At 74.0% G+C, this 13,328-nt stretch carries 12 protein-coding genes; 5 read left to right on the top strand and 7 right to left on the bottom strand.

The genetic code is table 11. The annotated features are described in order from the left end of the window. The first annotated feature begins 19 nt into the window (after positions 1–19). From AB0H82_RS00915 to AB0H82_RS00895, 5 genes are all read left to right on the top strand, one after another. Positions 20–1,162: a histidine kinase gene (locus AB0H82_RS00915; RefSeq protein WP_362987346.1), complete on the top strand. Its 1,143-nt coding sequence runs from the start codon at positions 20–22 to the stop codon at positions 1,160–1,162. Further along, the gene (locus AB0H82_RS00910) at positions 1,153–1,797 is read left to right on the top strand and encodes a response regulator transcription factor (RefSeq protein ID WP_362987344.1); all 645 of its coding nucleotides are present in this window, start codon (positions 1,153–1,155) and stop codon (positions 1,795–1,797) included. Before AB0H82_RS00915 ends, AB0H82_RS00910 begins: the two co-directional genes overlap by 10 nt. An 88-nt stretch (positions 1,798–1,885) precedes the next feature. Continuing rightward, positions 1,886–3,166, top strand: coding sequence for a histidine kinase (locus AB0H82_RS00905; protein WP_362987342.1), 1,281 nt, complete (start codon positions 1,886–1,888; stop codon positions 3,164–3,166). Beyond that, positions 3,060–3,740 (top strand): response regulator transcription factor, encoded by a 681-nt coding sequence (locus AB0H82_RS00900; RefSeq protein WP_362987341.1) that lies wholly within the window; start codon positions 3,060–3,062, stop codon positions 3,738–3,740. The genes AB0H82_RS00905 and AB0H82_RS00900 overlap by 107 nt, the downstream gene beginning before the upstream one ends. A 144-nt stretch (positions 3,741–3,884) precedes the next feature. Next, a complete protein-coding gene (locus tag AB0H82_RS00895) occupies positions 3,885–5,996 on the top strand; it encodes an MMPL family transporter (protein ID WP_362987339.1) in 2,112 nt (703 codons plus the stop codon). Here the strand turns inward: AB0H82_RS00895 and AB0H82_RS00890 are convergent. The 7 genes from AB0H82_RS00890 to AB0H82_RS00860 form a co-directional block, all read right to left on the bottom strand. Beyond that, positions 5,971–6,273, bottom strand: a complete 303-nt coding sequence (locus AB0H82_RS00890; protein WP_362987337.1) for a hypothetical protein — start codon at positions 6,271–6,273, stop codon at positions 5,971–5,973. The two genes, AB0H82_RS00895 and AB0H82_RS00890, sit on opposite strands and share 26 nt — an antisense overlap. Before the next feature lie 65 nt (positions 6,274–6,338). Further along, on the bottom strand, positions 6,339–7,013 hold the full coding sequence (locus AB0H82_RS00885; protein WP_362987336.1) for a response regulator transcription factor: 675 nt from the start codon (positions 7,011–7,013) through the stop codon (positions 6,339–6,341). Continuing rightward, positions 6,977–8,338 carry a sensor domain-containing protein gene (locus AB0H82_RS00880; RefSeq protein WP_362987334.1) on the bottom strand — a complete coding sequence of 454 codons (1,362 nt, stop codon included), beginning with the start codon at positions 8,336–8,338 and terminating at the stop codon, positions 6,977–6,979. The genes AB0H82_RS00885 and AB0H82_RS00880 overlap by 37 nt, the downstream gene beginning before the upstream one ends. A gap of 684 nt (positions 8,339–9,022) precedes the next feature. Then, a complete protein-coding gene (locus AB0H82_RS00875; protein WP_362987332.1) occupies positions 9,023–10,684 on the bottom strand; it encodes an AMP-binding protein in 1,662 nt (553 codons plus the stop codon). Between the two features lie 115 nt (positions 10,685–10,799). Further along, positions 10,800–11,402, bottom strand: a complete 603-nt coding sequence (locus tag AB0H82_RS00870; RefSeq protein WP_362987330.1) for a lytic polysaccharide monooxygenase — start codon at positions 11,400–11,402, stop codon at positions 10,800–10,802. Between the two features lie 78 nt (positions 11,403–11,480). Next, entirely contained in the window at positions 11,481–12,143 is a 663-nt protein-coding gene (locus AB0H82_RS00865) for a nucleoside/nucleotide kinase family protein (RefSeq protein ID WP_362987328.1), read from the bottom strand. After that, entirely contained in the window at positions 12,127–13,299 is a 1,173-nt protein-coding gene (locus tag AB0H82_RS00860) for an SPFH domain-containing protein (protein WP_362987326.1), read from the bottom strand. Before AB0H82_RS00860 ends, AB0H82_RS00865 begins: the two co-directional genes overlap by 17 nt. Positions 13,300–13,328: the final 29 nt, after the last annotated feature.

Genomic DNA, 13,328 nt, shown 5'->3' with positions numbered 1-13,328 from the left:
TCGGCTAATGTCGGGCGATGTGAGGGAACCCGTCGCCGCGCCGCTGCTCATGCGGGTCGCCGGGGTGCTCGTCGGGTGCCTGACCGCGCTCCTCGGGCTGCTGTACTTCGTCGTCGCCGGCACCGCCCTCGGCGCCTTCCTGCTCTGGCCGCGCACCCGCCGCCGCGCCCACGCCCTGCTCGCCGCGGGCGCCCGCAGGCTCACCGCCCTGGACCGGCGGCGCCGGTCCCTCTTCTTCCGCGACGCGTTCCCCGAGCACCGCGCCTCCGACCAGCAGATCCTGCGCTACCTCGCGGCCCGCACGTACTCCGGGCTGCTGTGCGCCGTCGTCGTCGGCCTCGTCGACTTCGGGGCCGTCCTCGCGGGGATCTTCGCGGTGTCGCTCGCCCGGTCGTCGATGACCTGGCTGGACGTGCTGAGCCAGGTCGTCCTCGGCGGCACCCTGCTCTTCCTCGCCGTCCAGGGGCTGCGCGCGCTGACCGAGCAGGACGCCAGGCTCGCCCGCGAGTGCTTCGGCCCCTCCGAGCGCGAGCTCCTCCAGCGCCGCATCGACGAGCTGGCCACCAGCCGCGCCGCGGTGGTCAGGGCGGTCGACGTGGAGCGGCGCCGCGTCGAGCGCGACCTGCACGACGGCGTCCAGCAGCGGCTCGTCGCCCTCGCCATGCTGCTCGGCAGGGCCCGCCGCGGCCGCACCCCGGAACAGGCGGACGCCCTGCTCGAACAGGCCCACAAGGAGGCCCGGGAAGTCCTCACCGAACTGCGTGAAGTGGCCTGGCGGGTCTACCCCACCGCCCTCGACAGCCTGGGCCTGCGCGAGGCGCTCGGCGGGGTGTCGGAGCGGTGCGCGATCCCCGTCCGCATGGAGTACGACGTACCGGACCCGCTGCCCTCCGCCGTCGAGACGGCCGCCTACTTCGTCGTGTCGGAGGCCGTGAACAACGCCGCCAAGCACTCGGCGGCCGATGAGGTCTTCGTCCGCGTACGGCAGCGGGGCGCGTCCCTCTCCGTGGTCGTCCGCGACACCGGGACCGGCGGCGCCGACCCCACGGGCAGCGGGCTCACCGGACTGCTCAGCCGGGTCGCCGCGCTCGACGGCGCCCTGCATGTCGACAGCCCCCTCGGGGGCCCCACCACGATCACCGCGGAGCTGCCGTGCGCGTAATCCTCGCCGAGGACTCGACCCTGCTGCGGGAGGGCCTGGTCAGGCTGCTCGCCGAGGAGGGCCACGAGGTCTTCGCCGCCGTGGGCGACGCCGACGCGCTGCTGCGCGAGGTCGCGGCACACGAGCCGGACGTCGTCGTCACCGACATCCGGATGCCGCCGGACCACACCGACGAAGGCCTGCGCGCCGCGGTGCGGATCCGCGAACTGCGCCCCGAGATCGGCGTCGTCGTCCTCTCCCAGTACGTGGAGCGCAACTACGCGGCCCAGCTGCTCACGTCGAGCGCCGAGCGGGTCGGCTACCTCCTCAAGGACCGGGTCGCGCAGGTCGAGGAGTTCCTCGACGCGCTGGAGCGGGTGCATGCCGGGGGCGCCGCCATCGACCCCGAGGTCGTACGCCAGCTCCTCATCCGCACCACCCACGCCGACCCGCTGACCCGGCTCACCCCGAGGGAACGCACCGTCCTGGAGGCGCTGGCCGAGGGGCACACCAACGCGGCCATCGGGCAGAAGCTGCACATCTCGCTGAGCGCGGTCGAGAAGAACCTCGCCGCGATCTTCGACAAACTGGGGCTCTCCCAGACGACGGGGTACAGCAGGCGGGTGCTCGCGGTGCTGCGCTATCTGGAGTCGTGACTGCCCCTCGTCATATCCCTCCCGCCGGTGAGGACGGTGGCGGGCGGGCGCGGTGATACTGGCGGCCTCCCTCTTGAGGAGCCGCCGTATGCGCATGCCCGGAGTCGCCCGGTCCGTCGCGTGGGTGCGTGCCGCTCCGCCGTGGGTGGTCGACACGGCGCCGGCCGCCGTCGTCCTGTTCGCCGTCTCCCTGCAGTTCCTCTTCCCCGACGAGGGCGGGGACGCCCTGTCCACGGCCGGCTTCCTGCTCGGCGCGGGTACGGCCGTGCCGCTGGTGTGGCGGCGCCGCGCGCCCTTCCTCGTCGCGTGCGCCGTCACCTGCTGCACGCCCGCCATGGCGGTCCACCACCGGCCGCCGCCGGACATCATGTACGGCGGGCTCGTCGTGCTGTACACCGTGGCCGCCCTCGCCCGGCCGTGGCAGCGGCGGGTCATGCTGGCCGGGTGGCTGGTCGGCACGACGGTCACCATGGCGTTCCACGAGCGCGCGGAACCGTATGAGTACCCCTTCCACCTGCTGAGTCTCGGCAGCGCGTACGCCCTCGGGGTGCTGGCCCGCGTACAGCGCGCGTACACCGCCGCCCTGGAGGACCGGGCGCGGCGTCTGGAGCGGGAGCGGGCGAGCGAGACCGCGCGGGCCGTGGCCCTCGAACGGGCCACCATCGCACGGGACATGCACGACATCCTCGCCCACGCGGTGAGCCTCATGGTGGTGCAGGCCGAGGCCGGACCCGTGGTGGTGCGCAGCGATCCGCCGCGCGCGGAGGCGGCGTTCGACGCGATCGCCTCGGCGGGGCGCGACGCGATGGTGCAGCTGCGCCGCATCCTGGGCGTGCTCAGGGAGGAGCGGGCCCCCGGCGAGCGGGGCCCGCAGCCGTCCCTCGACACCCTGCCCGGCCTGGTCGAGCACGTCCGACTCACCGGCCTGACAGCCGAGTTGGCCGTCCTTGGCACGCCGTGCGCGCTGACCGCGGACGTCGAGGTGTCGGTGTACCGCATCGTCCAGGAAGCGCTGACCAACACGGTGAAGCACGCGCGGGCCACGCGCGTGCACGTACAACTGGAGTGGGGCGACGGCCAGTTGCGCGTCACGGTCACCGACGACGGGCAGGGTGCGGGTGGCGGCGACGGTGGCGGGCACGGGCTCGTCGGGGTGCGCGAGCGTGCCGCCGCGTGCGGCGGGCGCGCGGAGGCCGGACCCGGGCCCGGGCCCGGTGGAGGATTCCGTGTCGTCGCGTGGCTGCCCACGGCATCCTTGGGGGATGAGCATCCGGGTGGTGGTCGCCGACGATCAGGAGCTGGTGCGCAGCGGCTTCTCGATGATCCTGGACGCGCAGCCGGACATCGAGGTGGTCGCGGAGGCGGGTGACGGTGCGGCGGCGGTCGCCGCGGTGCGCGCGCACGCCCCCGACGTGCTGCTCCTGGACATCCGCATGCCCGGCATGGACGGCATCGAGGCGGCCCGCCGGGTCTGCTCGGTGTCCGGCTGCCGCGTCGTCATGCTCACCACCTTCGACCTGGACGAGTACGTGTACGACGCGCTGTACGCGGGAGCGAGCGGGTTCCTCCTCAAGGACGTCCGCAGGGACGACCTGGTGCACGCGGTCCGCGTCGTCGCGGCCGGTGAGTCGCTGCTGGCGCCGACGGTGACGCGGCGCCTGGTCGCGGACCTCGTGCGGCGGGGGCGGGGCGCGGGCCCGGGGGCGCCGGCCGCACGCCTCGCCGTCCTCACCGCCCGCGAGGAGGAGACGCTGCGGCTGCTGGCGCGGGGCCTGACGAACGCGGAGATCGCGGCGTCCTTCGTGGTCAGCGAGCACACGGTGAAGACCCACGTCAGCAACGTCCTCTCCAAACTGGCGCTGCGGGACCGGGTGCAGGCGGTGATCTGCGCGTACGAGACGGGGCTCGTGGTGGCGGGCGAGGACGACGACGGGGAGGACTGACGGCTCCCGTGCCCGCGGCCTCCCTCCGGCGGGTGAGTGCTCGCCCCCGCGAGGGAGGGGGCAAGACCGCTCCGTGCGGTGATTCGCGGGGACGGTTCCGGGACGACTCTGGGCACCCGGCCCGGTCACTCCTGAGGAGTCGTCATGCTCGCCACCTTCGCCCGGACGGCGACACGCCGCCCGCTCACCGTGATCGCCGTCTGGCTCTGCCTGCTCGTCCTCGGACTCGGCTTCGGGACCCGCGTCTTCGGGGATCTGACCTCGACGGTGGAGGACGTGCCGGGCAGCGAGTCGGTCGTCGCCGACGAGCTCCTCGACGACCTCGACCCGTCCGGCGCCACCATCACCGCCGTCGCCTCGGGCGGCGGTGACGTCGACCGGCCCCCGCTGCGCGCCGAGATCGACCGGGCCGTCGCCGCGGTGCGCACACTGCCCGGCGTCGCCGAGGTCCCCCACCCGTACGACCGGCACGGCCTCGTGGCCCACGACAACCGGGCGCTGCTGATCCCGGTCACCCTCAAGGGCGGGCTCGACGACGACGCCGAGGACGACACCGTCGGTGCCGCGGCCGGCCTGCTCCGCGAGATCGACGCGGCCGACGTGGCCGTCAGCGGTGGCCCCCTGCTCGGCGAGCAGCTGGGCACGCGGGCCCAGGAGGACGTCGCCCAGGCCGAGTTGATCACGCTGCCCGCCGTGCTCCTGGTGCTGTTGCTCATCTTCGGCGGCCTGCGCGCGGCGGGGCTCCCGCTGCTCGTCACCGTCAGCGGCGTCGCCGGGGCCTTCCTGATCCTGTACGGCTTCAGTCTGCTCACCGACATCTCCGTCTACGCCGTCCAGATCGTCAGCATGCTCGGGCTCGGACTCGCCGTGGACTACGCCCTGTTGATGGTCGTCCGCTTCCGCGAGGAGCGGGCACGGGCGCTCGACGTCGCCGGGGCCGTGCGCGCGACGGTCGCCCATGCCGGGCGCACCGTCCTCTTCTCCGGGCTGACCGTCGCGATCTGCCTCTCCGGCCTGCTCTGGTTCCCCAGCCCGTTCCTGCGCAGCATGGGTCTCGCGGCCGGGGCCGTGGTGGTCGTCGACATGCTGGCGGCGCTGACGCTGCTCCCGGCGCTGCTCGCCCGGTTCGGCGGGAAGATCTCGGCCGCGGGGGCGGTCCGGGCCGGCCGGCGCGGGGGTCGCGAGGTGCGGGACGGGGAGGTCTTCGCCCGGGTGGGACGGTTCGCCGCCCGGCGGGCGGTCGCCGTGCTCGTCGTCGCCGGTTCCGCCCTCGTCGTCCTCGCCGTGCCCGCGTTCGGGATGCGCATCGGCATCGGCGACGCCCGCCAGCTGCCGCACGACACCGAGGCCCGCCGGCTCTACGACACCGTGCGCGAGCACTACCCGCCCGAGGCAGGCACCGACCCCGTGAGCGTCCTCGTCCGCCCCGGCGCCCCCGCCGACTGCGCGCGCAGGATCGGTGCGCTGCCCGGCATCGCGGCGTCCGAACGCCGGGTCCTCCGCGACGGCACCGTCCTGCTCGCACTCACCCCGAAGGGCCCGGTCGACGGGCCGGCCGCGACCGGCCTCGTCGAGCGGATCCGTGATGTGCGCGGCGCCGAGCCGGTCCAGGTCACCGGCAACGCCGCCCGCCTCGTCGACTTCCGTTCGATGCTCGCCGAGCGCGCCCCCTGGGCGGTGCTGACCGTCCTCGCCGGTCTGTTCACGCTGCTCTTCGCCTTCACCGGGTCCGTCCTGATCCCCCTGCGCACCCTCGCCACCACACTGCTCAGCCTCGGTGCCGCGCTCGGCGTCGTCACCTGGGTCTTCCAGCACGGACACGGCGCTTCGCTGCTCGGCGGCGAGGGGCTCGGCGCGCTGAGCCTGACGGCGCCGCCGCTCATCGTCGCCATCGCGTTCGGACTCGCCATGGACTACGAGCTGTTCATCCTCTCCCGGATGCGGGAGAGCTGGACGGAGACCGGCGACCACCGCACCGCCGTCGTCGAGGGCCTGCGCCGCTCCGGGCGCGTGGTCAGCTGTGCGGCGCTGCTCCTGGCCGTCGTCTTCGCCGGGTTCATGACCGGCGGCTTCTCACCGATCCTGCAGATCGGGCTCGGGCTGACCCTGGCCGTCCTCATCGACGCGACCGTGGTCCGCATGTTCCTCGTCCCGGCCTCCATGGCTCTGCTGGGGAGCCGGGCCTGGTGGGCGCCCGGGCCGCTGCGGCGCCTCCACGGGCGTCATGGCGTCACGACAGCACGAAACCGTCCATGAACAGCGCCGCCGCGAGCCCCGCGGCCAGCAGCCAAGTGCCGAGCCTGGTCCGGCCGCGGCGGCTCAGCTCGATCACTCCGCCGCAGAGGATGAGCAGCAGTCCGTACACCCCGACGACGAGGACGGAGGACCGGCTCGCCAGGCGCAGCGCGAGGACCACCGCCGCCGCGGCCATCAGCACCGAGGCCGCGGCGATGCGGGCGCGCCGGGCGCGGGCGGCGGGGGTGGGGGCGGGGGCCTCGTCGTGGGCCGGCGTGGTCTGGTCGTGCGCACTCATGTACGTGGATCGTAATCGTTCACGCGAGCGGTTCTGCCGACTTGTGTTCCTTCAGCACGGGTTCCTCACGCCCGCAGATACGCGAGGACCGCGAGCACCCTGCGGTGCGTGCCGTCCGCCGGCGGCAGGTTCAGCTTCCCGAGGATGTTGCCGATGTGTTTGCCCACCGCCGCCTCGGAGACGACGAGTTCGGCGGCGATCGCCGCGTTCGACCTGCCCTCGGCGACGAGGGCGAGCACCTCGCGCTCGCGCGGGGTCAGCCGCTCCAGCGGGTCGCGGCGGCGGCGCAGCAACTGCCGTACGACTTCCGGGTCGACGACCGTGCCGCCCTCCGCGACCGTCGTGAGCCCGTCGACGAACTGCTCGACCTGGCCCACGCGGTCCTTCAGGAGATAGCCGACGCCCGTGCCGTCACCGGTGTCCAGGAGCTCGGCGGCGTAGGACCGTTGGACGTACTGACTCAGCACGAGCACGGGCAGTGCCGGCCGCGCCGCCCGGAGCGCGACGGCCGCCCGCAGTCCCTCGTCCTGGAAACCGGGCGGCATCCGCACGTCCGTCACCACGATGTCCGGGTCGTACGCCGACACGGCGTCCCGCAGCGCGTTCGCGTCGCCCACCGCGGCGACCGTCTCGTGCCCGAAGCGGGCCAGTACGCCGATGAGCCCCTCGCGCAGCAGCACGCTGTCCTCGGCGAGGACGACTCTCAGGCCTCGGCTGCCGGTCGGTCTGCTGCTTGGCACGGGATCTCCACGGACAGGATGGTCGGGCCGCCCGGCGGGCCGGCGACCGTCAGTGTGCCATCGAGGACGGCGAGGCGGTCCGCGAGGCCGGTGAGTCCCGTGCCGCGGGCCGGGTCGACGCCGCCGCGGCCGTCGTCGTACACGTCGATGCGGAGGACGCCGTCCGTGTGGACGGCGGTGATGCGGGCCCGGGTCGCGCCGCTGTGCTTGCCGATGTTGGTGAGGGCTTCGCGGACCGCGAAGTAGGCGGCGGACTCGACGGCTTCGGGCAACCTCGGGAGCGGGGTGCCGTCCGCCCCCGCCCCCGCCCCCGCCCCCTTCCCCGTCTGCGTCTCCACGGGGACGGTGGAGCGGTCCGCGGCGTCCTCCACGGCCGCGGTGAGGCCGTAGTCGGCGAGCACTTGGGGGTGGATGCCGCGGATCAGCTCGCGCAGCTCCGTGAGGACGCGGCCCGCCTCGTCGTGCGCGGTGGCCAGCCGCTCGGCGAGCGCGCTGCCCGGAGGCACGTCGAGCCGGGCGAGCCCGAGGGTCATCGTGAGCGCGACGAGACGCTGCTGCGCGCCGTCGTGCAAGTCCCGCTCGATACGACGGCGTTCGGCCTCGAAGGCGTCGACGAGGCGGGCGCGCGAGCGGGTGACCTCCGCCAGGGCGTCGGCGGCCTCCGTCTCGCGCGGGGCGAGCAGGAGGCGGGTGAACGCGGCACGGGCGGCGGCGTACGCGCCCAGCGGGTACGCGAGGGCGAGAAGCAGGACGAGCCCCAGCAGCGCGGTGGCCCACGCCGCCGGGTACGCCTCCACAAGCCACAGCTTGGCGGGCCGTACTCCTCCCTGTTCCGGGCCGCCGGTCAGGGCGAGATGGGCGGGGGCGGCGACGAGCAGGGCGGGGGCGGCCGTGGTGCAGGCGAGGACGAGGAGGTCGAGCGGCCACAGGACGAGGGCGAACAGGACGGTGTACGCGAGTTCGCGCCAGGTCGCCTGCTCCTTCAGCCGGAGGCGGAACCAGGCGGGGATGCCGGGGGTGGTGGGGGTGCGGTGGGGGGAGGGCGCGGGGGTGGGTGCGGGGGTGGGATCGACGAGGAGGACGCGGCGGCGTTCCAGGGCGGCGACCGGGACACCGGCGAAGGCGAGGGCGCCGAGGAGGGGGATGCCGAGGAGGACGAGGCTGAGGAGGGCCCCTACGGTGGTGAGGACGAGCCCCAGCACGAGGATGCCGGCACCGAGGAGGACCCCTCCCAGGAGGTACAGGGCACTGCGCCAGGGCGCGACACCTCTCGAACGGTGGGCCGCCGCCCCCGGCACCGCATTCCTGACACTCCCCCGGGCCATGGCCCTACGGTAAGCGGGGGCTGGCGGGGGCGCCTTGGGCGGGGGCTCGCGTGCGGGTCGCTGTGGGCCGGGCCTGCGCCTGCGGGGCGTTGTGGGTCGGGGTCTGCGCCTGCGGGGCGCCTGGGGCGGGGCCTGCGCCTGCGGGGCGCCTTGGGCGGGGGCTGCGCCTGCGGGGCGTCGCGGGCTGGGGGCTGCGCCTTTGCTTCGTCTGTGGGGCGGGGCCGCGGGGGTATGTGCGTACTCGCTATCCCTGCGCCACGCTGCACGGACAAAGACGCCATGGTGTGCTCGGTGCTCCGTTCGCACATACCCCCACGTCCCCTCCGGCGCGCTCGCGGCTGCCCGGCCGGTGGGGGTCCCCGTGGTCCCCGTCTTTGCTCCTACCTGGCAGCTGCGTCGCGGGGCAAACGGGTGGGTGGGTGGGAAACATCCGCCGCGAAGCGGCGGGCTTGGTGCTCCTACCCGGACGGGGCGTCGCGGGCGGCCCCCACCCACCCCGCCCTTGCTCCCGCGGGGCATCGCAGGGGCACCCCACCCACCCCTACCTCCACGGGGCATCGCGGGGAGACCCACCCGCCCCCGCCCCTACCCCGCAGGACGTTGCGGGGCAAACGGGTGGGTGGGTGGGAGGCATCCGCCGCGGAGCGGCGGGCTTGGGGCTTCTGCCCGGGCGCAGGGGGGGCGTCACGGGTTCAGGAGGGAGTGGCGGGTGTGGGTGCGGTATGTGGTGAGGAGGGTGGCCACGTCCGCGGGGGTCAGGGGGCGGTAGGCCGGGGTGCCCGGGGCGCGCCACCAGACGGGGTCCTCGCAGAGGAACGCCTCGCGGCGCAGCAGGCTCCGCGCCACCTTGTTCGTCGCGGTCGTCGGCATCCGCCGCACCACCCGGACGTAGGAAGGGGCCATCTTCGTCCCCAAGTCCGGTTGGGAGAGGAGGAATTCGGTGAAGGTGAGGGGGTCGAAGGGGGTGTCGGGCGGGAGTGCCAGGGCCGCCATGACCTGGTCGCCCGCCACCGGGTCGGGCACCGCGTACACCGCCACCGCCGCCACCCCCTCGTACCGCGCGAGGATGTTCTCGATCATCGCCGCCGCCAGGTTCTCGCTGTCCACCCGCAGCCGGTCGTCCGTACGGCCCGCGAAGTAGAGGAAGCCCGCGGCGTCGCGGTAGAAGAGGTCACCCGTCCAGTACCAGCCGTCGCGGCTCCGTTCCGCCTGGGCCTCCTCGTTGCGCCAGTACCCCTCGAAGGGGTTCGGGCCGCGGTTGACCAGTTCTCCTATGGCGGACGTACCGTTCAGGAGGCGGCCGTCCGCCGTGAACCGGGCCGGCTCGCACTCCCGCCGTGTCTCCGGGTCCACCACCGCGAGGTCGTCCCCGGGTGCCGCGCGGCCGATCGCCCCGGCCGGCGTGCCGGGGGTGCGCTGGATGGCCGCGCCGCCCTCGGAGGAGCCGTAGCCCTCGACGAGCCGCACGCCGAAGCGTTCCTCGAAGCGTGCCGCGTCCACCGCCCCCGCCTCGGTCCCGAAGCCGACCCGCAGCGGGTTCTCCCGGTCGTCGGGCCGCTCGGGCGTGGCCAGGATGTACTGGACGGCCCGGCCCACGTAGGTGAAGTACGTGGCGCCGAATTCTCGTACGTCGGGGAGGAAGCCGGACGCGGAGAAACGGGACCGGAGCGCCACCCCCGCCCCCGCGGCCAGCGCCGGGGCCCAGTCCGCGATCACCGCATTGCCGTGGAACATGGGCATGCAGATGTAGTGGGTGTCGGAGGCACGGATCCCGAAGTGCTCGACCAGGGAGCGGCCCGCCGCCGCCAGCCTGCCCTGGCTGCAGATCGCCGCCTTGGGCGCGCCCGTCGAGCCGGAGGTGAAGTAGAGCAGCATGCGGCTGTCGGGGCCCACGGTCCGGGCGATCTCCGGTTTCGCGTCGGCGTAGGGGGCCAGCAGTTCGGCGTAGGCGTCGGTGTCGGTCACGAGGACGCGTACGCCCGGGAGTTCGAGGCCGTCGAGGAGTGGCAGGTGTGTCCGTCCGGTCACGAGGACCGTGCAGTCGGTGTGCAGGATGTCCCGGGCCAGCTCCGCTCCGCGCCGCGTGGGGTTGATGCCCGCGACCGCCGCCCCCGCGAGGGCGGCCGCGCTCAACCACTGGGGGAATTCGGGGGTGTTGTCGAGGAGGACGCCGATGTGGCGGTCGCCGTGCGGGGGCAGCAGGTCGGCGAGGAGCGCGGCCCTGGCCGCGGCGCCCGCCGTCACCTGGTGGTGGCTCAGCCGTCCGCCCGCGTGGCGCAGACCGGTGCGGTGGTCGCCCCAGCGCGCCTGTACGAGTTCCGCGACCGTGCTTCCGGTGCTCTCCATGGTCGCGCACGGTAATTGATGGAGCGTCAGATGACGAGACCGTCGTCCGCGCGCGTGCGGCCCCGCGCACGCCGTGTGGTCGGCACGGCGTGCGCGGAACCTGTGGGGGACCGCGTCAGAACTGCACGTCCGAGCAGGCGTAGAACGCGTTCGCCGTGTCCGCGACCGTCCAGACGGCGACGATCACGTGGTGGCCGCTGCGGCCGCCGGGAATGGTGCCGCTGTGCGACAGGGTCGCGGGCGGCTGCTGGCTGTTGTAAGGAACGCTGAGGAACGGCGTGGTGTCCAGGGCGGACCTGGTCACCGCCTTGCTGTCGTCCCAGCCCTGCTTGGTGATGTAGTACTTGAAATCGGTGGTGCGGTGGCGCGCGGTGAACTGCCAGCGGAACGTGTAGTTCTGACCGCCGCTCACCTTCGTCGTCGGCCAGGCCGCGCCGTTCGGCGTCTTGGGCGAGTCGAGCTGGCTGAAGCCCGCGACGCCCGCCGAACAGATCTTGCCGTCGGCCGGGCCCCCGGCGGGGAAGCCCTTCAGGCCCTCGACGCTCTGTGGCTCGTAATTGATGGAGCCACAGTTGGCCACCACGCCCTTGGCGCAGTTGATCTGCCGACTGGCCGGCAGATCCGTGTAGCCGTGACCGCTGGCACCACCGGAGGAGAGCGCGAACGCGCCGACCGTGCCGAGGCCGACCAGGGCCGCGTACATCTTCTTGTTTCGCATGTGCCGCTCCTGCCGAACGTGGGGAGTTCCGTGGGACGTGCGCGCACTGCGGTCTAGACCAAGTTCAGATTATTGCCGTTAGTTGAACATGTCCATACCAATCTCGGAGAGGATCCGTCCGCATCTCCCCCGCGACGTCTCCACAAGTTCACCGTTGGGCCCGTCGTTCGTCGCGACCCAGGTCACGGCCTCCTCCGGCGACCTGCCGCCCGCCAACTGCCGCTCGACGAGGCGCCGTTGCCGTACCTCCGCAGGTGAGTCGAGGTACCAGCACTCCGCCATGAGGTCGTACGCGGCGCGCCAGCCCGGCAGGTCGCAGGCGAGGTAGTTCCCCTCGGTGATCACGAGGCGGGCGGCGGGCGGGACGAGGTGCCGGGCCGCGACCGGCTCGTGGAGCGTGCGGTCGTAGTCGGGTACGTAGATGTCGTGCCCCGGGTCGCCGAGCACCCGGCGCAGCAGCGCGACATATCCCGCCACGTCGAAACTGGGCTCCGAGCCCTTGCGCCCGGTGAGGCCGAGCCGCGCCAGCTGTCCGTTGGACAGGTGGAAGCCGTCCAGCGGCAGATACGCGGCGTCCTCGCCGATCCGCTCGACCAGGGCCCGCGCGAGCGTCGACTTGCCGGTGCCGGGCGGCCCCGCGATCCCGAGGACGGCGCGCGGGACCCCGGCCGTCAGCTTCCTGGCGTCGGCGGCGAGTCGGGCGAGGTCATCGGTGGCAGCGGTGTCATCGGTGTTCTCCATGGCCCGTATAGAACGCCACCGTCAGGTCCTTCACCAAGGCCTTGCGCTCGTAGTCGTCCAGCTCCACGAGACCCCGCGTGGTCAGCCGCGTCACCGTGTCCTCGACCGAGTCGACCACCGAGGTCAGGACGGTGTCACGGTGGCGTGCGTCCAGGGCGGCGACCCGGCGGCGCCGCATCGCTGCGGCGACCTCGGGGGCGTACTCGATACGGGTCGGCTGCGCCGAGAAGATCTCGACGCCGACCGCCTCCGCGTCGGCGGCGAGCGTCCGGGTCAGCGCGGCGCCGACGGCCTCGGCGTCGCGCAGGGTGGGGGCCTCGTCGTGGAAGGCGTCGGCGGGCAGCCGCGAGAGGACCCGGGCCGTGGTCGCCTCCACGCACTCCCGCAGGTACTCCTGGTGGTCCTCGACCGCGAGCGTCGCCCGCGCGGGGTCCTTCACCCGCCACACGACGAGCAGCACGACGCGCAGGGCGACGCCGCCGCGGTCCACCGCCGGCATCGGCTCGCTCCGCCAGTGCCGCAGCCGTACGTCGACACGGCGGCGCAGCAGGAGAGGGTTCACCCACATCAGGCCGGTGCGGCGGACGGTGCCCCGGTAGCGGCCGAAGAGGCTCAGCACCCAGGCCCTGCCGACCCGGCCGCGGGCCAGGCCCCCGAACCCGAAGAGACCGAGCGCCCCCGACCCGGCGAGCGACGCCCACTGCGCGGGGCCGAGCCGGACACCGTCGTACGCGGGCAGTCCCGTCACCCGCACCACGGGCTCGGGCAGCACGCCCGCCCACCACAGCGAGAGCGCGCACCCCGCCACGCCCGCGCAGCCGCCGAGCACCCCGGCGAGGCCGGGCAGGACGCGGGCCCGCCGCTCCACGAGGGCCGGGTCGACGTCGGGCACGGGCCGGGCGACGGGTGCGGTGAGGGGTGTCGCCGCGGGGCGGCGCGGCGTGCGCGGCTGCTCCCCGGTTCCCCGTCTGCGCCGCACCACGGCGGGTGGCAGCGCGACGCCCGTCACGTCGTCCGGATCGTCGCGGAAGAGCAGGTGGACGGGGATCTCGGTGGTGGCCTCGCTCTGGATCACCCGCGGCAACCGCGCGACGCCCGTCTCCGGCCCCCCTTCGGCCGGCGGAACCGCTGACTCCGAAGCTGCCGTCGCACTCATCCGTTCCTCCACCTCGCCCTTGTCCGGCT

It is taken from the genome of Streptomyces sp. NPDC050732, assembly GCF_040654255.1.
GTDB lineage: Bacteria > Actinomycetota > Actinomycetes > Streptomycetales > Streptomycetaceae > Streptomyces.
The sequence above is the reverse complement of the archived record's forward strand: the minus strand, read 5'-3'. Positions and strand labels throughout refer to the sequence as shown.